At 68.3% G+C, this 20818-nt stretch carries 20 protein-coding genes; 16 read left to right on the forward strand and 4 right to left on the reverse strand.

All coding sequences use genetic code 11. From position 1 onward, the window contains the following. Positions 1 to 278 (reverse strand): thiamine phosphate synthase (locus NN4_RS28925; protein ID WP_186818680.1); only part of this gene is annotated, 278 nt, incomplete at its 3' end. A 196-nt stretch (positions 279 to 474) separates the two neighbouring features. On the opposite strand from NN4_RS28925, the gene thiO reads away from it, so the two are divergent. From thiO to NN4_RS28955, 6 genes are all read left to right on the forward strand, one after another. Beyond that, entirely contained in the window at positions 475 to 1572 is a 1098-nt protein-coding gene (gene thiO, locus NN4_RS28930) for a glycine oxidase ThiO (RefSeq protein WP_147138157.1), read from the forward strand. After that, the gene (thiS, locus tag NN4_RS28935) at positions 1569 to 1787 is read left to right on the forward strand and encodes a sulfur carrier protein ThiS (protein ID WP_107659753.1); all 219 of its coding nucleotides are present in this window, start codon (positions 1569 to 1571) and stop codon (positions 1785 to 1787) included. Before thiO ends, thiS begins: the two co-directional genes overlap by 4 nt. Further along, entirely contained in the window at positions 1780 to 2553 is a 774-nt protein-coding gene (locus NN4_RS28940) for a thiazole synthase (protein WP_107659752.1), read from the forward strand. Before thiS ends, NN4_RS28940 begins: the two co-directional genes overlap by 8 nt. 146 nt (positions 2554 to 2699) lie before the next feature. Further along, complete coding sequence (locus tag NN4_RS28945; protein WP_147138160.1) at positions 2700 to 3644, forward strand: ABC transporter ATP-binding protein; 945 nt, start codon at positions 2700 to 2702, stop codon at positions 3642 to 3644. Continuing rightward, positions 3644 to 4405 (forward strand): ABC transporter permease, encoded by a 762-nt coding sequence (locus NN4_RS28950; protein ID WP_147138164.1) that lies wholly within the window; start codon positions 3644 to 3646, stop codon positions 4403 to 4405. Before NN4_RS28945 ends, NN4_RS28950 begins: the two co-directional genes overlap by 1 nt. A 575-nt stretch (positions 4406 to 4980) precedes the next feature. Then, entirely contained in the window at positions 4981 to 5745 is a 765-nt protein-coding gene (locus NN4_RS28955; protein WP_147138305.1) for an adenylate/guanylate cyclase domain-containing protein, read from the forward strand. A 1-nt stretch (position 5746) separates the two neighbouring features. On the opposite strand, the gene NN4_RS45235 is transcribed toward NN4_RS28955, so the two are convergent. After that, on the reverse strand, positions 5747 to 5908 hold the full coding sequence (locus NN4_RS45235) for a CG2302 family histidine operon protein (RefSeq protein ID WP_186818682.1): 162 nt from the start codon (positions 5906 to 5908) through the stop codon (positions 5747 to 5749). 261 nt (positions 5909 to 6169) lie between these two features. Between NN4_RS45235 and NN4_RS28960 the strand changes: the two genes are divergently transcribed. The 9 genes from NN4_RS28960 to NN4_RS29000 all read left to right on the forward strand — a co-directional run bounded on the left by NN4_RS28960 (position 6170) and on the right by NN4_RS29000 (position 17143). Further along, positions 6170 to 7885: an acyclic terpene utilization AtuA family protein gene (locus tag NN4_RS28960; RefSeq protein ID WP_147138167.1), complete on the forward strand. Its 1716-nt coding sequence runs from the start codon at positions 6170 to 6172 to the stop codon at positions 7883 to 7885. Further along, complete coding sequence (locus NN4_RS28965) at positions 7882 to 9036, forward strand: acyl-CoA dehydrogenase family protein (RefSeq protein ID WP_147138170.1); 1155 nt, start codon at positions 7882 to 7884, stop codon at positions 9034 to 9036. The genes NN4_RS28960 and NN4_RS28965 overlap by 4 nt, the downstream gene beginning before the upstream one ends. Continuing rightward, entirely contained in the window at positions 9033 to 10631 is a 1599-nt protein-coding gene (locus tag NN4_RS28970) for an acyl-CoA carboxylase subunit beta (RefSeq protein WP_147138172.1), read from the forward strand. The genes NN4_RS28965 and NN4_RS28970 overlap by 4 nt, the downstream gene beginning before the upstream one ends. A gap of 8 nt (positions 10632 to 10639) precedes the next feature. Further along, entirely contained in the window at positions 10640 to 12685 is a 2046-nt protein-coding gene (locus tag NN4_RS28975) for an acetyl/propionyl/methylcrotonyl-CoA carboxylase subunit alpha (protein WP_246181142.1), read from the forward strand. 73 nt (positions 12686 to 12758) lie between these two features. Continuing rightward, positions 12759 to 13919 carry an acyl-CoA dehydrogenase family protein gene (locus NN4_RS28980; RefSeq protein WP_147138175.1) on the forward strand — a complete coding sequence of 387 codons (1161 nt, stop codon included), beginning with the start codon at positions 12759 to 12761 and terminating at the stop codon, positions 13917 to 13919. Positions 13920 to 13932: 13 nt separating this feature from the next. Further along, a complete protein-coding gene (locus tag NN4_RS28985; protein ID WP_147138177.1) occupies positions 13933 to 14715 on the forward strand; it encodes an enoyl-CoA hydratase family protein in 783 nt (260 codons plus the stop codon). Positions 14716 to 14719: 4 nt separating this feature from the next. After that, entirely contained in the window at positions 14720 to 15334 is a 615-nt protein-coding gene (locus NN4_RS28990; protein WP_147138181.1) for a TetR/AcrR family transcriptional regulator, read from the forward strand. A gap of 54 nt (positions 15335 to 15388) precedes the next feature. Then, a complete protein-coding gene (locus NN4_RS28995; protein ID WP_147138185.1) occupies positions 15389 to 16267 on the forward strand; it encodes a phosphotransferase family protein in 879 nt (292 codons plus the stop codon). Between the two features lie 102 nt (positions 16268 to 16369). Then, positions 16370 to 17143: an SDR family oxidoreductase gene (locus NN4_RS29000; RefSeq protein ID WP_147138188.1), complete on the forward strand. Its 774-nt coding sequence runs from the start codon at positions 16370 to 16372 to the stop codon at positions 17141 to 17143. Between the two features lie 89 nt (positions 17144 to 17232). On the opposite strand, the gene NN4_RS29005 is transcribed toward NN4_RS29000, so the two are convergent. Together NN4_RS29005 and NN4_RS29010 are read right to left on the reverse strand one after the other, a co-directional pair. Next, positions 17233 to 19245 carry a glycosyltransferase family 39 protein gene (locus NN4_RS29005; protein WP_147138191.1) on the reverse strand — a complete coding sequence of 671 codons (2013 nt, stop codon included), beginning with the start codon at positions 19243 to 19245 and terminating at the stop codon, positions 17233 to 17235. Continuing rightward, positions 19242 to 20531, reverse strand: a complete 1290-nt coding sequence (locus NN4_RS29010; RefSeq protein ID WP_246181143.1) for a bifunctional glycosyltransferase family 2/GtrA family protein — start codon at positions 20529 to 20531, stop codon at positions 19242 to 19244. The genes NN4_RS29005 and NN4_RS29010 overlap by 4 nt, the downstream gene beginning before the upstream one ends. A gap of 160 nt (positions 20532 to 20691) precedes the next feature. On the opposite strand from NN4_RS29010, the gene NN4_RS46665 reads away from it, so the two are divergent. Then, positions 20692 to 20817: a hypothetical protein gene (locus NN4_RS46665; RefSeq protein WP_255508388.1), complete on the forward strand. Its 126-nt coding sequence runs from the start codon at positions 20692 to 20694 to the stop codon at positions 20815 to 20817. Position 20818: the final 1 nt, after the last annotated feature.

Consider the following 20818-nt stretch of genomic DNA (forward strand, 5'->3'; position numbering starts at 1 on the left):
CGGTCGTTCACCGCGACCAGCGCGCCGTGCCTGCGCGCGGCGGCCTTCAGTTCGGCGAGGGCGCCGAGTTCGGCGCGCGCCTCCAGCGGGCCGAACTTCGCTTCGCCGGGCGAACCCTTGTCCCTGAGCTGGATGATGTCGACCCCGCCTGCGAAGGCCGCTTCGGCGAACTTGGCCAGATCGCCCTTGTCCCGTCTGGCGTCGGTACAGAGATAGAGGCGAGCGGTTGCCAAGCGCTCCCGGGGCGATGCGGGTCGAGCGGGGTGGGAGGGTTGCACGCCCTCGACCGTAGCCGCGCTACCGTGGGGATGCGAACGGCGGCACGAGCGCCGGGCCGACGAGGCGGTCGCGGCGGTCCCTGCGAAGGGACCCGCGCCCGCCACACATCGACCACAGCGGCGGGCCCGTAGCCGGGTCGACCAGGACGGGACCCGAGCACGCCGCCCCTCGGAGACCAAAGGCAGGTGGAAACGGATGCGGACGCTGGCCGTCGTAGGTGGCGGCGTCATCGGGCTCGGTGTGGCCTGGCGGGCCGCCGAGGCGGGCTGGTCGGTCACCCTGTTCGATCCCGCCGTCGGATCCGGCGCGTCGTGGGTGGCGGGCGGCATGCTCGCCCCGTTGTCCGAGGGCTGGCCGGGGGAGGACCGGGTGCTCGCGTTCGGCGCCGCCTCGCTGGCCCGCTGGCCGGAGTTCGCGACCCGCGTCGAAGCCGCCACCGGCGTCTCGGTGCTGGTGGCCGACGCGACACTGACCGTCGCGCTGGACGCGGCCGACGCGGCGGACCTGCGCACGGTCGCCGAGTGGGTCGGTGGCCGCGGGCACGAGCTCCAGGTGCTGGACCGCGCGGGTGTCCGCGCGCTGGAACCGAATCTCGCACGCACGGTGCGGGCCGGGCTGCACGCGTCCGCCGAGCCCGCCGTCGACAATCGTCGCCTGCTCGCCGCGCTCCGCGAGGCCGCGGCGGCCGCCGGCGTGCAGGTCCGCGCCGAATCCGTCACGGCGCTCGACGAACTCACCCACGATCAGGTCGTACTCGCCGCGGGCGCCAGCTCCGCGCGGCTGTGGCCCGAACTGCCGGTCCGTCCGATCAAGGGCGAGATCCTGCGCCTGCGCCATCGTCCCGGCGTTGCCCCCGCACCGCTTCGCGTCGTCCGGGCGAGGGTGCACGGCCGGTCGGTGTATCTCGTTCCCCGTCCCGACGGAATCGTGGTCGGGGCAACACAATACGAGGCAGGTTTCGATACCGCGGTGACCGTCGCCGGTGTCCGTGACCTGATCGCCGACGCCGAGGCCATCTTCCCTGGCATCGGCGAATACGAGCTGGCCGAGGCGAGCGCGGGTTCGCGCCCGGGCACCCCGGACAACCTGCCCTTGCTCGGTAGACTGAGCGACCGGGTGATCGCGGCCACCGGCCACGGCCGCAACGGCATGCTGACCATGCCGCTTACCGTGGACGCGGTACTCGCCCAGCTCGCCGATACCCCGTTGCCCGAGGCGGAACCCGCCGACCCGCAACGTTTTTCGACGGCTCACCAGCCGTCCCCTTTGTCATCCGCAGGAGGAGTTCGATGACTTCGACATCCGTACCCATCGGCGTCACCGTGAACGGCACAGATCACGAGTTCGCCGAAACCCTCACCGTCCGTGAGCTGCTCACCCGGCTGGAGCTGCCGTCGCAGGGCATCGCGCTCGCGGTGGACGGCGCGGTGTTCCCCAAGTCCCGCTGGGACGAGCCGGTCGGTCGCGGCTGGCAGATCGAGGTACTGACGGCGGTCCAGGGTGGCTGACGTCGAGAGCGCTTACGCCCCACTGCGCATCGCGGACCGCGAGTTCGGTTCCCGCCTCATCATGGGAACCGGCGGCGCGGACAACCTCGCCGTGCTCGAGGAGGCGCTCATCGCCTCCGGCACCGAGCTCACCACCGTCGCCATGCGCCGGGTGGACGCGGCGGGCGGCACCGGCGTGCTGGATCTGTTGAAGCGCTTGAACATCGCGCCGCTGCCCAATACCGCGGGCTGTCGCACCGCGGCCGAGGCGGTGCTCACCGCGCAGCTGGCGCGTGAGGCGCTCGACACCAACTGGGTGAAGCTGGAGGTGGTCGCCGACGAGCGCACCCTGCTGCCCGATCCGATCGAATTGGTTACCGCCGCAGAGCAACTCGTAGACGACGGCTTCGTGGTGCTGCCCTACACCACCGACGACCCGATCCTCGCGCGCAGGCTGGAGGACGCGGGCTGCGTCGCGGTGATGCCGCTGGGCTCGCCGATCGGCACCGGTCTCGGCATCGGCAATCCGCACAACATCGAGATGATCGTCGCGGAGGCGAAGGTCCCGGTCATCCTGGACGCGGGCATCGGCACCGCCAGCGACGCCGCCCTGGCCATGGAGCTCGGCTGCTCGGCCGTGCTGCTGGCCACCGCGGTCACCAGGGCCCGGCAACCGGAGTTGATGGCCGAGGCGATGGCGGCCGCGGTGCGTGCGGGTTATCTGGCGCGCCAGGCGGGTCGCATTCCCAAGCGGTTCTGGGCGCAGGCGTCGTCTCCCTCGCTCTGACCAGGTCGTCTACCTGATCTTGCCTGCTCAGGGGTGGGTCAGGGTGCCGTAACAGGGGTAGTCAGGGTGCAGTCATCCTCGAGGATGATCGAACTCGACACTTTGTAGTGACGCGCGTCGCGGCATTTTCCGGAATGCTGGTGGTCATGATCGAGCTGAGAGGGCTGACCAAGCACTACGGGCAGACCGTCGCGGTTCAGGATCTTTCCTTCACCGTTCGACCCGGACAGGTGACGGGGTTCCTGGGCCCGAACGGAGCCGGTAAGTCGACGACGATGCGGATGATCCTGGGGCTGGACAAGCCGACCGCAGGTACCGCACACATCTTGGGCAAGCCATACCGCGAACTGGACCATCCGCTACGCACCGTCGGCGCGCTGCTCGACGCCAAGTGGGTGCATCCGAATCGCTCGGCGCGCGCCCACCTGGAGTGGATGGCCGCGTCCAACGACATCGCCAAGTCCCGGGTGGAGGAGGTGCTGCGGCTGGTCGGCCTGTCCGAGGTGGCGGGCAAGACCGCGGGTGGCTTCTCCCTGGGCATGTCCCAGCGGCTCGGCCTGGCGGGCGCCCTGCTCGGCGACCCGCAGGTGCTGCTGTTCGACGAGCCGGTCAACGGCCTCGACCCCGAAGGCATCCTCTGGATCCGCCGCTTCATGCAGCGGTTGGCCGCCGAGGGACGCACCGTCCTGGTCTCCAGCCACCTGCTCTCGGAGATGGCGCAGACCGCCGAACACCTCGTGGTGATCGGCCGTGGCCAGCTCATCTCCGACACCACCACCCAGGAATTCATCGAGCGCGCCTCCGAGCAGTCGGTGCGCGTGCGCAGCCCGCAGCTCGACCAGTTGCGCAGCGTGCTCACCTCGAACGGCATGACGGTCCGCGAAGACGGCAGCGGTCAGGACGGGCCTGCGCTCGTCGTGGCGGGTGTGCCCAGTGACGCGGTCGGCAAGCTGGCCGGCGCGAACGACATCACGCTGTTCGAGCTTGCGCCGCAACGCGCTTCGCTGGAGGAGGCGTTCATGCGGATGACCGGTGGCGCCGTGCAGTACCACGGCGAAGGCTTCGATCAGGCGATGGGAGGTGCGCTCTGATGGGCGTGCTGGCAGCAGAACGAATCAAGCTCACCTCGACCAGGTCGCCCTGGTGGTGCTCCGGCATCGTCGTGGTGCTCGCCATCGGGCTCGCCGCGCTGTTCGCGCTGGTCACCAAGTCCGCGGGCGACAACCCCGCGGAGGGGACCCCGGTGCTCGACGTGAGTACCGCGACGGCGGGTGTCGTCGGCTTCGGCGTGATGGTGCTGATGATCATGGCGGCGTTGACCGTGACCAGCGAGTACCGGTTCGGCGTCATCCGGACGACGTTCCAGGCGGTGCCCAATCGCATCAAGGTGCTGGTGACCAAGACGGTCCTCGTCGGTGCCTTCAGTGCCGTGCTCACCACCATCCTCGCCTTCGTCGCCATCGGCGTGGCCAAGGCCATCGGCGGGTCCGCTCCCGCGGCGAACCTGACCTTGGACGGGCAGTGGCGGGCCGTCTACGGCATCCCGATCTACGCCTTCCTGATGATCGCGGTCGCCATCGGCGTCGGCGTGCTGGTCCGCCAGTCCGCGGCGGCGATCTCGCTGATCGTGCTGTGGTCCTTGCTGATCGAGCCGCTGCTCGGCGCCTTCGGCAGCTTCGGCCGCAATGTCACCCCCTTCCTGCCCTTCCAGAACGCGAGCCACTTCCTCAGCGTCTCCGAGTCCGGTGCCAACTGGCACTGGGGTCCGTGGGGCAGCCTGCTCTACTTCATCGGCTTCACCGCGATCGTCTACGGTGCGGCGCTGGTTATGGTCAACCAGCGCGACGCCTGACGGCACAAGCCACCCGAGTCGCCTTCCCTCGCCACTCGGGTCTGGGGCGCCGACCTTGTCGGGAGGTCCGCGCGCCCCGTCACCGCCCCGCCACTGCCCGGCGGACGGTGTGACATCGGCCCGGTGCGATTCCTTCGCACCGGGCCGATGGCGTTAGGGAAAGGGCCGCTTGGAGCGCTTGCGAGCGCGGATGCGCGAGGCCGCATTATTACTGGTCAATGGCCCATGTGAACATCGCAAAAACTGTGAAACACGTCGCTTCAACCATGCCGAAACCGCGAGTAGAGTTCGAGTCAGCAACCAGCTCGTTATCCATCGGCGGCCCCAATGTCGTGCCCGCTCAGTCCGTCGGGAGGTAGCAGGTGGCCATGATCAGCGATCCGCCGACGACAGGTCGGCTGAGATACCCTCTGGGCGTGAGCGAAACACCTCCCGGCGGTGCTGCGCCCGGGTCGGAGCCGGAGGACGAGCACGGCCGTCCGCCCGAGGTCGTCATCCCGCTGGTGCCCGCAGACGAGGACGGTCCGATCCGTCGTTCCCGTGCTGGGCTGCATAAAGGTCAGCTCTCGGCGTTGATGAACGTGGCGAACAATCGGTCGGACTTCATCGGTGTGCTCCGCAAGGCGCGGGAGCAGCTGCCAGGTGATCCCTCGTTCGGCGATCCACTGTCGGTGACCGGTCCCGGTGGTGCGCGCGCCGTCGCTCGTGCCGCGGACAAACTGGTCGGTGACACTCCGAGTGCGGCTCGGGAAATCGGTTTCGGCGCCTTGCAGGTCTGGCAGGCGATGCTGGAACGTGTCGGCCGCGGCAAAGGTAACGCGGAAGTAACTGTCATGTTCACCGATCTGGTGGCCTTCTCCAGCTGGTCGCTCTCCGCGGGTGACGAGGCGACGCTGGAGCTGCTGCGCCGGGTCGCCAAGGCCATCGAGCCGCCGATCGCCGAGCGCGGCGGTCAGGTGGTCAAGCGGATGGGCGACGGCGTGATGGCGGTGTTCCCCTCGGCCGAACGGGCGGTGCGCGCCGCGATCAATGCCAAGCGCAACCTGACCGACGTCAAGGTGCGCGACTACCGCCCGCAGATGCGGATCGGACTACACACCGGCTCACCGCGGGAGATCGGCGGCGACTGGCTCGGCGTGGACGTCACCATCGCGGCCAGGGTGATGGAGGCGGGCGGCAACGGCAACACCATGCTGTCCGAGGCGACGCTGCAGTCGCTGCAGCCGGAGACCCTGGCCGAACTGGGTCACACGGTGAAGCCGTACCGCCGCAGCTTCTTTGCCGCGCCGCTCAGCGGGGTCCCCGAGGACCTGCGCATCTTCAAGCTGTCCGAGAACTGAGTCAGCCGCCGATCCACCAGGCGATGCCGCCCGCGATCGCCAGCACGGCGAGCACCGCCAGCGCGATCGCCAGCTTCCGCGCCGTTTTCCAGGTGGAGTAGACGCCGCCGAGCAGAAACCCGGCAAGCGCGAACAGGATCAACACAGTGACGTCGGAGGACATTGTGTTGATTTTGCAGCGTCTGCGGCACTGCGTGTGCGCGGCCCCCTTTGGTCTCCGAACGGCGATTGCGTAACTCGCGCGTGCGGGTTGCGTCAGTGGTTTGATCGGCGCGGTCGGACGTGATCTGAACCACTGATCATTAACAAGCACGCGCGCTTGCTTTTTTCTGGCGCGGGTGTGATGCTGGTCTCCGGAACGCGGACTTCATGGGTGCGGCACGCGGTTGTGCCCTGTCCGCCGTTACAGGAGGCATTCCCACTGATGAGTGTGCTGGCCGCCGACCCGGATGTGCTCCGGATCGGCAACTGTTCCGGTTTCTACGGTGACCGCCTGAGCGCCATGCGCGAGATGCTCGAGGGCGGGCAGCTCGACGTGCTCACCGGCGACTATCTCGCCGAGCTCACCATGCTGATCCTCGGCCGCGACCGGATGAAGGATCCGAGCCTCGGCTACGCCAAGACCTTCGTGAAGCAGATCGAGGACTGCCTCGGGCTCGCGCTGGAACGCAACGTGCAGATCGTCGCGAACGCGGGCGGCCTCAACCCGGCCGGCCTGGCCCAGCGCCTCCGTAAGGTGGCCGCCGACCTCGGGCTGGACGCGAAGATCGCGCACGTCGAAGGCGACGACCTGCTCGCGCGCGCAAGCGAACTCGGCCTCGGCGCACCGCTCACCGCCAACGCCTACCTCGGCGCCTGGGGCATCGTCGAATGCCTGAACGCGGGCGCCGACATCGTGGTCACCGGCCGGGTCACCGACGCCTCGGTGATCGTCGGCCCGGCCGCGGCCCACTTCGGTTGGAGCCGAACCGATTACGACGCACTCGCGGGCGCGGTGGTCGCGGGGCATGTCATCGAATGCAGCACCCAGGCCACCGGCGGCAACTACGCGTTCTTCACCGAGCTCGAAGATCTGGGCAGACCGGGCTTCCCGATCGCCGAAATCCGCAGGGACGGCAGCAGCGTCATCACCAAGCACGACGGCACCGGCGGCGCGGTCACCGTCGACACCGTCGAAGCGCAGCTGATGTACGAGATCCAGGGACCGAGATACGCCGGGCCCGACGTGACCGCGCGACTGGACTCCATCCGCCTCGACGAGGACGGCCGCGATCGGGTGCTGATCAGTGGCGTCGTCGGCGAGGCCCCGCCGGAGCAGTTGAAGGTGTCGCTGAACACGCTCGGCGGATTCCGCAACGAGATGGAGTTCATCCTCACCGGCCTCGACATCGAGGCGAAAGCCGCACTGGCGCAACGGCAATTGGAGTCCTGGTTGCCCACCCGGCCCGCCGAACTCGACTGGACACTGGCGCGGCTGGATCGCCCGGACGCCGAGACCGAAGAGCAGGCCAGCGCGCTGCTGCGCTGCGTGGTGCGCGATCCGGACCCGAACAAGGTCGGGCGTGCGTTCTCCAGCGTGGCCGTCGAACTGGCGCTGGCCAGCTACCCGGGTTGCAGCTTTACCACGTTGCCCGGCAACGGTTCTCCTTACGGTGTGTATACGCCGGGGTTTGTCGCCGCCACCGAGGTGCCGCATATCGCGGTGCTGCCGGACGGCTCGCGCGTCGATATCGCACCTGCCTCCGACACGCTGACGTTGGCCGACGTTGCCGAGCCCGAACTGCCGGAACCGTTGCCCAGCAGCGAAACCCGGCGTGCTCCGCTGGGCACGATCGCGCTGGCCCGCAGCGGTGACAAGGGCGGCAACGCCAATATCGGTGTCTGGGTGCGCACCGACGAGCAGTGGCGCTGGCTGGCGCACACGCTCACCGTCGAGCGCGTCAAAGAGCTACTGCCCGAAACGGCCCCGCTGACGGTCACCAGGCATATGCTGCCCAACCTGCGGGCGGTGAACTTCATCATCGAAGGCCTACTCGGTCAGGGTGTCGCCTACCAGGCTCGATTCGACCCCCAGGCCAAGGGACTCGGCGAATGGTTGCGGTCCCGTCATCTCGACATCCCATTGGAGCTGTTGTCATGAGTGTCAGTCCGTGGAATACGCCTGAGCGGCGCGAATTGCGCGCCACGGTAAGGGGTTTCGCCGAGCGTGAAGTCCTGCCCTATATGGATGATTGGGAGCGCGAGGGGGAGATCCCGCGCGAACTCCACAAGAAGGCCGGTGCGCTCGGCCTGCTGGGCATCCAATTCCCCGAGTCCGTGGGCGGTTCCGGCGGTGACGGCATCGACGCGATGATCGTCTGCGAGGAAATGCACCAGGCCGGCGCCTCCGGCGGCTTGTTCGCCTCGCTGTTCACCTGTGGCATCGCGGTCCCGCACATGATCGCCTCGGGCAACGCCGCGCAGATCGAGCGCTGGGTGCGCCCGACGCTGGCGGGGGAGAAGATCGGCTCGCTCGCCATCACCGAACCCGGCGGCGGCTCCGACGTCGGGCATCTCACCACCACCGCACGCCGCGACGGCGACCACTACATCGTCAACGGCGCCAAGACCTTCATCACCTCGGCCTGCCGCGCCGACTACGTGGTCACCGCGGTGCGCACGGGTGGCCCTGGCTCCGGCGGGATCTCGCTGCTGGTGGTGGAGAAGGGCACGCCGGGCTTCACGGTCAGCCGCAAGCTGGACAAGATGGGCTGGCGCGCCTCCGACACCGCCGAACTGTCCTACGTGGACGTGCGGGTGCCCGCGGAAAACCTGGTCGGCCCGGAGAACTCCGGCTTCTTCCAGATCGCGGGCGCGTTCGTCAGCGAGCGCGTCGGCCTTGCGGTGCAGGCGTATTCGAGTGCGCAGCGCTGTCTCGACCTGACCCTGGAGTGGGTACGCAGCCGGGAAACCTTCGGCCGCCCGCTGATCAGCAGGCAGGCCGTGCAGAACACGGTCACCGAGATGGCCCGCCGCATCGACGTGGCCCGGGTGTACACCCGAGACGTGGCGCAGCGCAGCGCGAACGGCGAGACCGACCTGATCGCCGAGGTGTGCTTCGCCAAGAACACCGCCGTCGAAGCGGGCGAGTGGGTGGCCAACCAGGCCGTCCAGCTGTTCGGCGGGCTGGGCTACATGCGCGAATCCGAGGTGGAGCGCCAGTACCGCGACATGCGCATCCTCGGCATCGGCGGTGGCACCACCGAGATCCTCACCGGCCTCGCCGCCAAACGATTGGGGTACCAGTCATGACGACACTGCGCAGCACGCTGGACACCGCGTCGCCGGAGTACGCCGCGGCGGCGGAAGCCATGGCGGCCAAGCTGACTGAGGTCGAGGGCGAGTTCGCCAAGGCGATCGCCGGTGGCGGCCCGGACAAGCTGGCCAGGCATCGCAAGCGCGGCAAGCTGACCGCGCGCGAACGCGTCGAACTGCTCATCGACGAGGACTCGCCGTTCCTGGAGCTGTGCCCGTTGGCGGGCTGGGGCAGCGAATTCCACGTCGGCGCAAGCACTATCGCGGGCATCGGCATTGTCGAGGGCGTCGAATGCATGATCGTCGCGCCCGACCCGACCGTGCGCGGCGGCACCTCGAACCCGTGGACGCTGCGAAAGACGTTGCGCATCAACGACATCGTTCGGGAGAACCGGCTGCCGGTGATCTCCCTGGTCGAGTCCGGCGGCGCGGATCTGCCGACGCAGAAGGAAGTCTTCGTCCCCGGCGGCCGGATGTTCCGCGACCTCACCCAGGCCTCGGCCGCGGGTATCCCGACCATCGCTCTGGTCTTCGGCAACTCGACCGCTGGCGGCGCCTACATCCCCGGCATGTCCGATCACGTGGTGATGATCAAGGAGCGCTCCAAGGTCTTCCTCGGTGGCCCGCCGCTGGTCAAGATGGCTACCGGCGAGGAGTCCGACGACGAATCGCTCGGCGGCGCCGACATGCACGCCCGCGTTTCGGGCCTGGCCGACTATTACGCGGTCGATGAGCAGGACGCGATCCGCATCGGCCGTTCCATCGTCCGGCGGCTCAACTGGCGCAAGCAGGGGCCCGCGCCGCGCACCGAGGTGATCGAGCCGCTCTACGACCCCGAGGACCTGCTCGGCATCGTCCCCACCGACCTGAAGATCCCGTTCGACCCGCGTGAGGTGATCGCGCGCATCGTCGACGGCTCCGACTTCGATGAGTTCAAGCCGCTGTACGGCGGCAGCCTGGTCACCGGATGGGCTGAGCTGCACGGGTATCCGATCGGCATCCTGGCCAACGCGCGCGGCGTGCTCTTCTCCGAGGAGTCGCAGAAGGCGACCCAATTCATCCAGCTGGCCAACAAAACCGACACCCCATTGCTGTTCCTGCACAACACCACCGGCTACATGGTCGGCAAGGAGTACGAGCAGCGCGGCATTATCAAGCACGGCGCGATGATGATCAACGCGGTCTCCAACTCGAAGGTGCCGCACATTTCGGTGCTGATGGGCGCCTCCTACGGTGCCGGGCACTACGGCATGTGCGGGCGCGCCTTCGACCCGCGCTTCGTCTACGCCTGGCCCAGCGCGAAATCCGCCGTCATGGGCGGTGCGCAGCTGGCGGGTGTCATCTCGATCGTCGGCCGGGCGGCCGCCGAGGCCAAGGGCATGCCGTTCAACGAGGAGGCCGACGCCGGGATGCGCGCCATGATCGAGGCGCAGATCGAGGCCGAGTCGCTGGCCATGTTCATGTCCGGGCGCCTGTTCGACGACGGCGTCATCGATCCGCGCGATACCCGAACGGTATTGGGAATGTCCTTGTCGGCCATTCACAATGCCCCGATCAAGGGCGCCGATGGCTTCGGCGTCTTCCGAATGTGAGGGGGACCATGACAACATCGCGCAGCGATTCCATGGGCGCCGGCGGCCGGCTGATCAACACTGTTCTGGTTGCCAATCGTGGCGAGATCGCCCGCCGGGTGTTCGCCACCTGCCGTCGGATGGGTCTGGGCACCGTAGCGGTCTACTCCGACGCCGATGCCGCGGCTCCACACGTCACAGAAGCCGATGCGGCAGTGCTGCTTCCGGGCAATACGCCCGCGCAGACCTATCTGCGCGGCGAGCTGATCATCGAGGCGGCGCTGGCCGCCGGTGCGGACGCGATCCACCCCGGTTACGGATTCCTTTCCGAGAACGCCGATTTCGCCAAGGCGGTGCTCGCCGCCGGGCTGGTGTGGATCGGGCCGCCGGTCGAGGCCATCGAGCAGATGGGGTCCAAGGTCGCCTCGAAGAAGATGATGGACGCCGCCGGTGTGCCCGTGCTGGCCGAGCTCGACCCGGCCGAGGTCACCGAGGCGCACCTGCCGGTCCTGATCAAGGCGTCGGCCGGTGGTGGTGGTCGCGGCATGCGCGTGGTGCGCAGCCTCGGCGACCTCGAGCCGCAGATCGAGGCGGCGCGGCGCGAGGCGGCGTCGGCCTTCGGCGATCCCACGGTGTTCTGCGAGCGGTACCTGGAGACCGGCCGCCACATCGAGGTGCAGGTGATGGCCGACACGCACGGCACTATCTGGGCGGTCGGCGAGCGCGAATGCTCCATTCAGCGTAGGCATCAGAAGGTGATCGAGGAGGCGCCGTCGCCGCTCGTCGAGCGGGTCGACGGGATGCGCGACCGGTTGTTCGAGGCGGCTCGGCTGGCTGCGGGTGCCATCGGCTACACCGGTGCGGGCACCGTGGAGTTCCTGGCCGACGAGCGCGGCGACTTTTTCTTCCTGGAGATGAATACCCGCCTCCAGGTGGAACATCCGGTCACCGAATGCACCACCGGCCTGGATCTGGTTCGCCTGCAACTAGAGGTGGCCGCCGGGGCGGCACTGTCCGCCGAACCCCCTGCGATGTACGGGCATTCGATCGAGGTCCGGCTCTACGCCGAGGACCCGGCGCATGATTGGCAGCCGCAGAGCGGCACCGTGCACCACATCGACATCCCCTCGGTGGCAACGGAATTCGGGCTGCTGGACCGGCCGGGCGTGCGCTTGGACAGCGGCGTGGTGGACGGGTCGGTGGTCGGCGTGCACTACGACCCGATGCTCGCCAAGGTCATCTCCTATGCCGAAACCCGCAGCGAGGCGGCGCGATTGCTGGCCAACGCCTTGCATCGGGCAAAGATTCACGGTCTGGTGACCAACCGCGACCTGCTGGTGCGGGTGCTGCGGCACCCCGCCTTCCTCGCGGGTGATACCGACACCGCGTTCTTCGGCACGCACGGACTCGACACGCTGTCAGCACCTTTGGTGTCGGAGTCCGACGAGGCGTTGTCCATCGTGGCTGCCGCGCTGGCCGATGCCGCGGCCAATCGCCGCACCGCCCGGGTCGGCGGCGGGCTGCCCAGTGGCTGGCGGAACCTGCCGTCCCAGTCCACGCACAAGCTGTTCGAGAGCCGCACCAGCGGGACACACGACATCGGCTACCGCTACACCCGCGGTGTCGTCTCGGTGGACGGTTTCGACGGACTCGAGCTCGTCGAAACGACACCGGATCGCGTCGTTCTCGCCGTTCCCGGCGAAAAAGGTGTGGTGCGAAGGCACTTCGCCGTCGCCCGCTACGGCGATCTGGTGTGCGTCGACTCCCCGCTCGGGCCGGTCAGCGTGCGCAGACTGCCGCGTTTCAGCGATCCCGCCGACCAGGTGGCCACCGGCTCACTGCTGGCACCCATGCCGGGCAGCGTGATCCGGCTCGGTGCCGAGGTCGGCAGCCACGTCGAACAGGGCCAGCCCATTCTGTGGTTGGAGGCGATGAAGATGGAGCACACCATCGCCGCGCCCGCCGCCGGTGTGCTCAGCGCCGTCAATGTCACCGTCGGCCAGCAGGTCGAAGTCGGTGCCGTACTCGCCGTCGTCGACCCTGCCGAGGGCACGGAATCCCAGGAGAGCAAATGAGAGAGCGAAGCGAACGAATCATGTGCCAGCGTGCGAAGCACATGCCGGAACCGAGCGTCAGCGAGGTGCAGGCATGAGTTTCATCGAGACTGAAGAACAGACCGCTTTACGGGCTGCGGTCGCCGCGCTTGCCGCGAAGTACAACTACCGCGACTACGTACTGCCGAAAGCCCGCGCCAACGAGCCGCTGACCGAACTGTGGGACGAGGCAGGCAAACTCGGCTTCCTCGGCGTGAACCTCCCCGAGGAGTACGGCGGCGGCGGGGCAGGCCTGTACGAGCTGGCGCTGGTCATGGAGGAACTCTCCGCCCAGGGCGCAGGCCTGCTGCTCATGGTCGTCTCCCCGGCCATCTGCGGCACCATCATCACCAAGTACGGCACCGACGAGCAGAAGCAGCAGTGGCTGCCCAAGCTCGGCGACGGCTCGGCCAAGATGGTCTTCGGCATCACCGAGCCGGACGCGGGCTCCAACTCGCACCAGATCACCACCACCGCGCGTCGCGACGGGGACGACTGGATCCTCAACGGGCGCAAGATCTTCATCTCCGGCGTTGACCAGGCCGAGGCCGTGCTCATCGTGTCGCGCACCGAGGATCACAAGACGGGCAAACTCAAGCCCGCCTTGTTCATCGTGCCGACCGATGCCGAGGGTTTCCACAAGACGCCGCAGGAAATGGACATCATCGAGCCGGACCACCAGTTCACGCTGTTCCTCGATGATGTTCGCCTGCCCGGCAGCGCGCTGGTCGGCAAGGAGGACGCCGCACTGATGCAGCTGTTCGCCGGTCTGAACCCGGAGCGGGTGATGGGCGCCGCGATGGCCATCGGCCTCGGCCGCTACGCCATCGACCGCGCCGTGGAGTACGCCAAGGAACGCACCGTGTGGAAGACGCCGATCGGTGCGCACCAAGGCATTTCGCATCCGCTGGCCCAGGTGAAGATCGAGCTGGAGCTGGCGAAGCTGATGATGCGCAAGGCGGCGACGCTCTACGACACCGGCGACGAGATGGGTGCCGCTGAGGCGGCCAACATGGCGAAATACGCTGCGGCCGAGGCGAGTATCAAGGCACTCGACCAGGCCATCCAGACCCACGGCGGCGCCGGTCTCACCAAGGAGTACGGCCTGGCCGCCATGCTGGCCGCTGCGCGGATCGGCCGGATCGCCCCGGTCAGCCGCGAAATGGTGCTGAACTTCGTCGCCCAGTACTCGCTGGGCCTGCCGAAGTCCTACTGAGAGGCCTTCCCACATGACCGAGACCGTGACCGGTCCGTTCGTCCGCTATGACGTCGCGGACGGCTTCGCGACGCTCACCCTCGATTCGCCGCACAACCGGAACGCGTTGTCGTCCAAGCTCGTTGCCGAACTCCTGCAGGGACTCGACGACGCGGCCGCCGACGACGCGGTCCGGGGCATCGTGCTCGCGCACACCGGCAACACCTTCTGCGCGGGCGCCGACCTCACCGAGGCGAGCAATGCCGACCCCGCGGTGGCGGCCGACGACCGCACCCGCACCATGATCGGTGTGCTGCGCCGCCTCCTCGCCACCCCGAAGCCGTTGATCGCCCAGATCGACGGCAACGTGCGCGCAGGCGGCATGGGCATCGTCGCGGCCTGCGATATCGCGGTGGCCGGTCCGACCAGCAGTTTCGCCCTCACCGAGGTGCGAATCGGGCTGGCCCCGTTCATGATCTCGCTGACCCTGCTGCCGCGGCTCACCTCGCGTGCGGCCGGTAGGTACTTCCTGACCGGCGAGAAGTTCGGCGCCGACACCGCCGAACAGATCGGGCTGATCACCGCGAGTGCTACCGACCCGGTGGCCGAGGTGGCGCGGCTGCGCGCGGAGCTGCGCAAGGGCTCGCCGCAGGGGCTGGCCGAGAGCAAGCGACTGGTGAACGCGGCCATGCTGGCCGAGTTCGATGCCTCGGCCGACGAGCTGGCGAAGCGCTCGGCGAGCTTCTTCGGCACCGCCGAGGTGCACGAGGGCATGGCGGCCTTCCTGCAGCGCCGTCCGCCGAGCTGGGCAGAATAGCCCCATGGCGACACCCCACGAACCCAAGCAGGACCGCAGCCGAGCCACCCGGCAGCGCCTGTTGGAGGCGACCATCGACTGCCTGGCCGAAACCGGCTGGGCGGCAGCGACGGTCGCGGTCGTCGCCGAGCGGGCCGGGGTGTCCAGGGGCGCGGCGCAGCATCACTTCCCGACCAGGGAAGACCTGATCACCGCCGCGCTCGAGTACATGTTCGACAGCCGGACCCAGCAGGCCAAGGACGAGGCGATCGCGGTCGCCGCCTTGGCCGACGGGGTCGGCCGCACCGAGGCCGTGGTGGCCGGCCTGGTCGAGTCCTACACCAGCCCGCTGTTCAAAGCGGCGCTACAGGTCTGGACACACGCGGCCGCCGATCCGGCGCTGCGTGAGCGAATTGTCCCGTTGGAAGCCAAATTCGGGCGGGTCTCGCACCGGCGCGCGGTGGAGGCGCTCGGTGTCGACGACGCCGATCCGGTCACCCATCACCTGGTTCAGGCCACCCTCGACCTGGCCCGCGGTCTCGGCCTGGCCGACGTGCTCACCGATGACTCCGCGCGTCGCAAGCAGATCGTCCAGCAGTGGGCGGCGACGCTGCACGCGGCGTTGAACGCGCCGCGCTGAATGTGCTGACCCGATCGGCGCGCAACAGTCCGTGCGTGCCTTAGGGTCTGCCGTATGGACAGTGCGGAGTACGGCGGGCTCGAGCAGACCCTCGGCCAGCCGATTGCCGGTAGCGCGCCCGCCGAATGGGGGTTCCAGAACCGCACCGACCTGCTCACCCTCGCCGACGGCGACCGGATGGTGCTGCAGCGCTACCGCAACCCCGACGACGCCGAACGCCGCCTGCGGGTGATGCACACCCTGCTGGAGCCCGCCGCCAAACGCGGCATCACCATTCCGCGCATCCGCCGCTTCGACCTCGACGCCGACCCGGCCTGGATCGTCTTCGACGCCCTGCCCGGCGTCCCGGTCCCAGCCAGCGGCGAACTCGACCTCGACAGCCCGCGGTTCGCCGCTCTCGCCCGCGAGATGGGTACCCTGCTCGCCGCGTTCCGCCGTCTGCCGACCGCGGGTCTGCAACTCGACGACCTCTGGGCCAGTCCCACCCGCCTGGTCGAAAGCGCGACCGGCTGGGTCGCACCCCTGAAACTCGGCCCGGCGCACCGAGCCAACTTCGACCGGACCCTGAAATCCCTGCCCACCCTCTTCGCCGACCGCCCCACCGTCCTCGCGCACGGCGATTTCACCCCCGTCAACATCCTCACCGACGGCGAAACCATCACCGGTCTGCTCGATTTCGAGTCCATCCGCCTCGCCGACCCCCTCTTCGACCCCGCCTGGTGGGCCTGGTCGGTCAGCCTCGCGGACTCCCTCCCCACCGCCTGGCCCGACTTCCTGGAGAGCGCGGGCTTCGACCCCACGGACCCCGACCTGCCCCTGCGCATCGAAGCCCTGCAAATCCTGCGCATGCTCGAACTCCTCGCCGAAAAGCCCGATCTCGCCCCCGCGGTCCGGGACGTAGTGCACGAGCGGCTCCTGACAATGCTCAGCTGAACCCCCTGCTACCTGGGCTTTTACGGGATGTCACACTCGCTGACGCTGCGTCGTCCTCTCTGTGAACGCGGAACAACGCAATGACACAGAGGAGCGGGAAGCATGACGACGACCAAGAAGATCGCGGTGGCCGGGGCGACCGGACGGCTGGGCAAGCATGTGGTGGATGTGCTGACCGAGCGGGGGCACGAGGTCGTCGCGTTCTCGCGGAAGAACGGCGTGGACCTCGAGACCGGCGCGGGTCTGGTCGAGGCGCTCGACGGTGTGCAGGTCGTCATCGACGCCGCCAGCACCCCCTCCGCGGACAAGGACATCGCCACCGAATTCTTCACCGCGGCCGCCCGCAATCTGCATGAGGCAGGTCAGCAGGCCGGCGTCGAGCGCTTGGTCGCGGTCTCCATCATCGGCATCGACAACGCCACCGCGGGTTACAACGCCGCCAAGCTGGTCCACGAGCAGAAGCTGCTGGAAGGCCCGCTGCCCGTGCGTATCCTGCGCGCCGCCCAGTTCCACGAACTGGTCGAGGTGATGACCCAGTGGGGCACCCAGGGCGACACAGCGCATATCGCCGCCATGCGCACGCAGCTGGTGGCCGCCCGCACCGTCGCCGAGGCGCTCGTCGATCTCGCCGTCGACCCGACCGCCACCGCGGCTCCGTTCCCCGAAATCGCGGGCCCGCAACCCGAAACCATGGCAGGCGCCGCCACCCTCTTCGCCGCCCGCCGCGGCGGTCCGGCCCACATCATCGAAGTCGGCGACCCGCAGAACCCGGACCGCGAAGCCTTCGAAGACGGCACGCTGCTCCCCAGTCCGCACGCCGTCCTCGCCGGTCCCACCTACGCCGAATGGCTCGAAGCCACCTACCCGGCCGCGTAGTAGCACCGTCCGTAGCGACAGCGAAACTCGCTGCCGCTACGGGGCTTTCACGACACGTGCCGGGCCGTGATCCGCGGTCTCGGGTCGATTCAGCGGGTGGTGAGGTCGTAGAGCGTGACTCCGTCTACTTCGGTGGCGGTGAAGTTCTCCTGAACCCATTGGGAGATCTGGGAACTGGTGCCGGAGGGGGCGGGGCCGATCCCTCCGTAGTGTCCACCGCGGTTGCTGCCGATGAAGTAGTGGACCTTTCCTTGGGCTACATATTCTTTGAATTGATCGAGGGTGGGGGAGGGGTCGCTGCCGTTGAAGCCGCCGATGGGCATTACCGGGAGTTCGGTGGCGAGTTGGTAGCCCGCAGCGCTGTTCGAGCCGATGGCCGCGGCGGCCCAGGTGTAGGTGGTGCCGTTGTGTTCGAGCAGGGACACCACTTTTTCGCTCGGTTTGCCGGCGCCGAGTAGACCACCCGCGGTGATGATTTCCCGGCCGGGACCACCGGTCGGCATAGGGCCCTGACCCGGCCCGTTCCCAGGGTGCCTGCCGGGTGCGTGGCCGTTCGGTGCGCCGCCGGGCGGAGGCGCACCGGGACCGTCCATCCCCTCGGCCCACGGTGGCCTGCCGAACATGCCGAACGCGCCCACATTCGGACCCGCCGACGGGATGGAACCCTCGTGCGGCGTGGCAATGGTGTCGATGGCATACGCGGTCGGCCCGGCCAGCCCGGTGAACGCGATGGTCAGCGCGGAGATGACGGCGAGTTTGCGCCGGGCGGGCACGAGCGCGGCGATTGTCGCGAGTACACCGACAACGAGCACGGTCCACCGCAACCACGGCACCCAATGCACACTGCGGGACAACAACATCCACGCGGTCGCGGTGGTGAGCCCGACGGCGAGCGCGAGCATCGCCCGAACCCACAGTCGGTGCCGCGCACGCCACAGCAGCACCGCTCCCGCGCCGACGAGTGCACCGACGGCCGGAGCAAGCGCCACCGTGTAGTACTGGTGGAAGATCCCCGCCATGAAGCTGAAGGTCAAGCCGGTCACCAACAGCCAACCGCCCCAAAGGATCAGCGAGGCCCGCTGTAGATCGGTTCGGGGAGCCTTGCCGCGCAACAGCATTCCGGCAACCACGGCCACCAGCGCGGCGGGGATCAGCCAGGCGATCTGGCCACCCTGCGCTGCCTCGAACATGCGGGTGATGCCGGTGCTACCCCACATGCCGTTGCCGCCGGGCGGCAGCTCACCACCGGGTCCGACACTGCCGCTCTCGTTGCCGCTGAGCCGGCCGAGCCCGTTGTAGCCGAGTGTGAGCTCGAGAATCGAGTTGTTCTGCGACCCACCGATCCACGGCCGCGACGAGGCAGGCCACAGTTCCACGGCGAGCAACCACCAACCGGCCGCGACCACCATGGCGACACCCGCGGCCAATAGCTGCACGATGCGTTTGCCCAGCTTGGGCGGCCCCGCGAGTAGATAGGTCAGAGCCAGCGGCGGAACAACCAGCAGCACCTGCAGCTGCTTGGTGAGAAAGCCGAACCCGACGAACACCCCGGTCAGCACCAGCCAGCGCCAGCGCCCGTCCTCGACCGCCCGGGTGATCGCCCACGCCGCGGCAACCATCAGGAAGACCAGCAGCGCGTCCGGATTGTTGAAGCGAAACATCAGCACCGCAACGGGAGTCACCGCGAGCACCAGTCCGGCGAGCAGCCCGGCGGCGGGCCCGAACGGCCTGCGCACCGTCGCCCACAGCAGCGCCACGCTCGCGACACCGAGCAGCACCTCCGGCACCAGAATGCTCCAGCTGTTCAACCCGAACGCCCGCACCGAGAGCTCCATCAGCCACAGCGCGGCGGGTGGCTTGTCCACGGTGATCGAGTTCGCCGCATCCGACGACCCGAAGAAGAATGCCTTCCACGACACCGAACCGGCTTGCACCGCAGCGGAATAGAACGAATTCGACCAGCCGTTCACGCTCAGATTCCACAGGTACGCGACAGTCGTGCCGATCAGCAGGACCGCCAATGCCGGGTATTCCCAACGGGTCCTACGCTCGGGCGCGGGCTGTGCCGGAGCCGCGGTGGGCGGCGCGAGTGTCGCGGTCATCGAACACCTTCCTCGTCGCCTGCGTCCGAACCAGCGTCGGAGCCGGCCGTTGCGAGCGCCTTCCGCGCCGGGTTCGGCGTATTCCGGAACACCCACCGCAAGCCGACGAATCGCAGGATCGTGGCCACCAGATTGGCGAGTACCAGCACGAACAATTCCAGATGCACCGGCGCGTCCGGCGCCCAATGGTGCAGGGTGAACAGTGATCCGCTGGTCAGCGCCAGTCCGATCCCGAAGATCACCAAACCTTGGAACTGATGCGACACCGCACCCGTCGCCCCGCGCACCCCGAAGGTGAACGCCCGGTTGGCCGCCGTATTGGCGACCGCCGTGATCAACAGCGCCAGGAAGTTGGCCACCTGCGCATCGGTGAACGATTGCAGCACCACATAGAGCAACAGATAGGCCAGCGTGCTCAGCACGCCGACGATCGCGAAACGAACCAGCTGGCCGACCATCCCGAGCGGCACCCCCGGCACCAGCGGTTCGCGCCCCACCGCACGGCGCAGTTCCTCCAGCGGCAACGCCCCGGTGGCCAGCGCCCGCGTCAACCGCCCGATACCGAGCAGGTCCTTGCGCGCGGTGTCGACGATGTCGACCCGGCTGTCCGGATCGTCGATCCAGTCCACCGGCACCTCGTGGATGCGCAACCCGGCCCGCTCGGCGAGCACGAGCAGCTCGGTGTCGAAGAACCACTCCCCGTCGCGCACCAGCGGCAGCAACTGCCGCGCCACCTCGCTGCGCATCGCCTTGAACCCGCACTGAGCGTCCGAAAAGTGCGCCTGGAGTGAGGCTTTCAGTAAAAGGTTGTAGCAGCGCGAGATGATCTCGCGCTTCGGCCCGCGCACCACCCGCGAGGACGCGCTGAGCCGGGTACCGATCGCCAGGTCCGAATGCCCGGTGATCAGCGGCGCCACCAGGGGCAGCAGCGCGTTCAGATCGGTGGACAGGTCCACATCCATATAGGCGACCACTTGCGCATCGGAATGTTCCCAGGCCGCGCGCAGCGCCCGTCCACGCCCCTTGGCATCCAGGTGCAGCACCCGCACGCCGTCGAGTTCCTCGGCGAGCAGCTCGGCGACCTGCAGGGTGGCGTCGGTGCTGGCATTGTCGGCCACCGTGATCCGCGCCGGGAAGGGGAACCCTTCGCGCAGATACGCATGCAGCCTGCGCACACAGATGCCGAGGTCGGTCTCTTCGTTGTAGACGGGTATCACCACGTCCAGCACGGGCGCACCCGATGTCTCGGCTAATTCCGCCGCCGCGACGGTCACAGTCTCGGTCATAGGGACTACCTTCGGCCGCCACGTTGTCACGGAGCTGGGCCCCAGCTGTGAGGTTCCTGGGGGGCGTGGCGACCAGCGCGGATCGGTCCCGGCGTGGGCGGGCGTAGCGTACGGTCGGGGGGACCGGGACCGTTCAGGTCCTCCGAGCAAAGGACCACGTTTGTCCGACAAGTCTCCGCGCAGCTCGATGTCGAAGAAATCCGGGAAGTCGCTGAAAGAGAAGCGAGCGGACAAGAAGACCAAGTCCGCGCCCGAGCAGAGCATCATCGATCCGAAGAAGCGCTGAC

The sequence above is a fragment of the Nocardia ninae NBRC 108245 genome (genome assembly GCF_007990755.1).
GTDB classification, from domain to species: Bacteria; Actinomycetota; Actinomycetes; order Mycobacteriales; family Mycobacteriaceae; genus Nocardia; species Nocardia ninae.

Coding starts and splice junctions, on each gene's coding strand:
- thiO (WP_147138157.1), top strand. CDS start 475: ATGCGGACGCTGGCCGTCGTAGGTGGCGGCGTCATCGGGCTCGGTGTG.
- thiS (WP_107659753.1), top strand. CDS start 1,569: ATGACTTCGACATCCGTACCCATCGGCGTCACCGTGAACGGCACAGAT.
- NN4_RS28945 (WP_147138160.1), top strand. CDS start 2,700: ATGATCGAGCTGAGAGGGCTGACCAAGCACTACGGGCAGACCGTCGCG.
- NN4_RS28950 (WP_147138164.1), top strand. CDS start 3,644: ATGGGCGTGCTGGCAGCAGAACGAATCAAGCTCACCTCGACCAGGTCG.
- NN4_RS28955 (WP_147138305.1), top strand. CDS start 4,981: ATGAACGTGGCGAACAATCGGTCGGACTTCATCGGTGTGCTCCGCAAG.
- NN4_RS45235 (WP_186818682.1), bottom strand. CDS start 5,908: ATGTCCTCCGACGTCACTGTGTTGATCCTGTTCGCGCTTGCCGGGTTT.
- NN4_RS28960 (WP_147138167.1), top strand. CDS start 6,170: ATGAGTGTGCTGGCCGCCGACCCGGATGTGCTCCGGATCGGCAACTGT.
- NN4_RS28965 (WP_147138170.1), top strand. CDS start 7,882: ATGAGTGTCAGTCCGTGGAATACGCCTGAGCGGCGCGAATTGCGCGCC.
- NN4_RS28970 (WP_147138172.1), top strand. CDS start 9,033: ATGACGACACTGCGCAGCACGCTGGACACCGCGTCGCCGGAGTACGCC.
- NN4_RS28975 (WP_246181142.1), top strand. CDS start 10,640: ATGACAACATCGCGCAGCGATTCCATGGGCGCCGGCGGCCGGCTGATC.
- NN4_RS28980 (WP_147138175.1), top strand. CDS start 12,759: ATGAGTTTCATCGAGACTGAAGAACAGACCGCTTTACGGGCTGCGGTC.
- NN4_RS28985 (WP_147138177.1), top strand. CDS start 13,933: ATGACCGAGACCGTGACCGGTCCGTTCGTCCGCTATGACGTCGCGGAC.
- NN4_RS28990 (WP_147138181.1), top strand. CDS start 14,720: ATGGCGACACCCCACGAACCCAAGCAGGACCGCAGCCGAGCCACCCGG.
- NN4_RS28995 (WP_147138185.1), top strand. CDS start 15,389: ATGGACAGTGCGGAGTACGGCGGGCTCGAGCAGACCCTCGGCCAGCCG.
- NN4_RS29000 (WP_147138188.1), top strand. CDS start 16,370: ATGACGACGACCAAGAAGATCGCGGTGGCCGGGGCGACCGGACGGCTG.
- NN4_RS29005 (WP_147138191.1), bottom strand. CDS start 19,245: ATGACCGCGACACTCGCGCCGCCCACCGCGGCTCCGGCACAGCCCGCG.
- NN4_RS29010 (WP_246181143.1), bottom strand. CDS start 20,531: ATGACCGAGACTGTGACCGTCGCGGCGGCGGAATTAGCCGAGACATCG.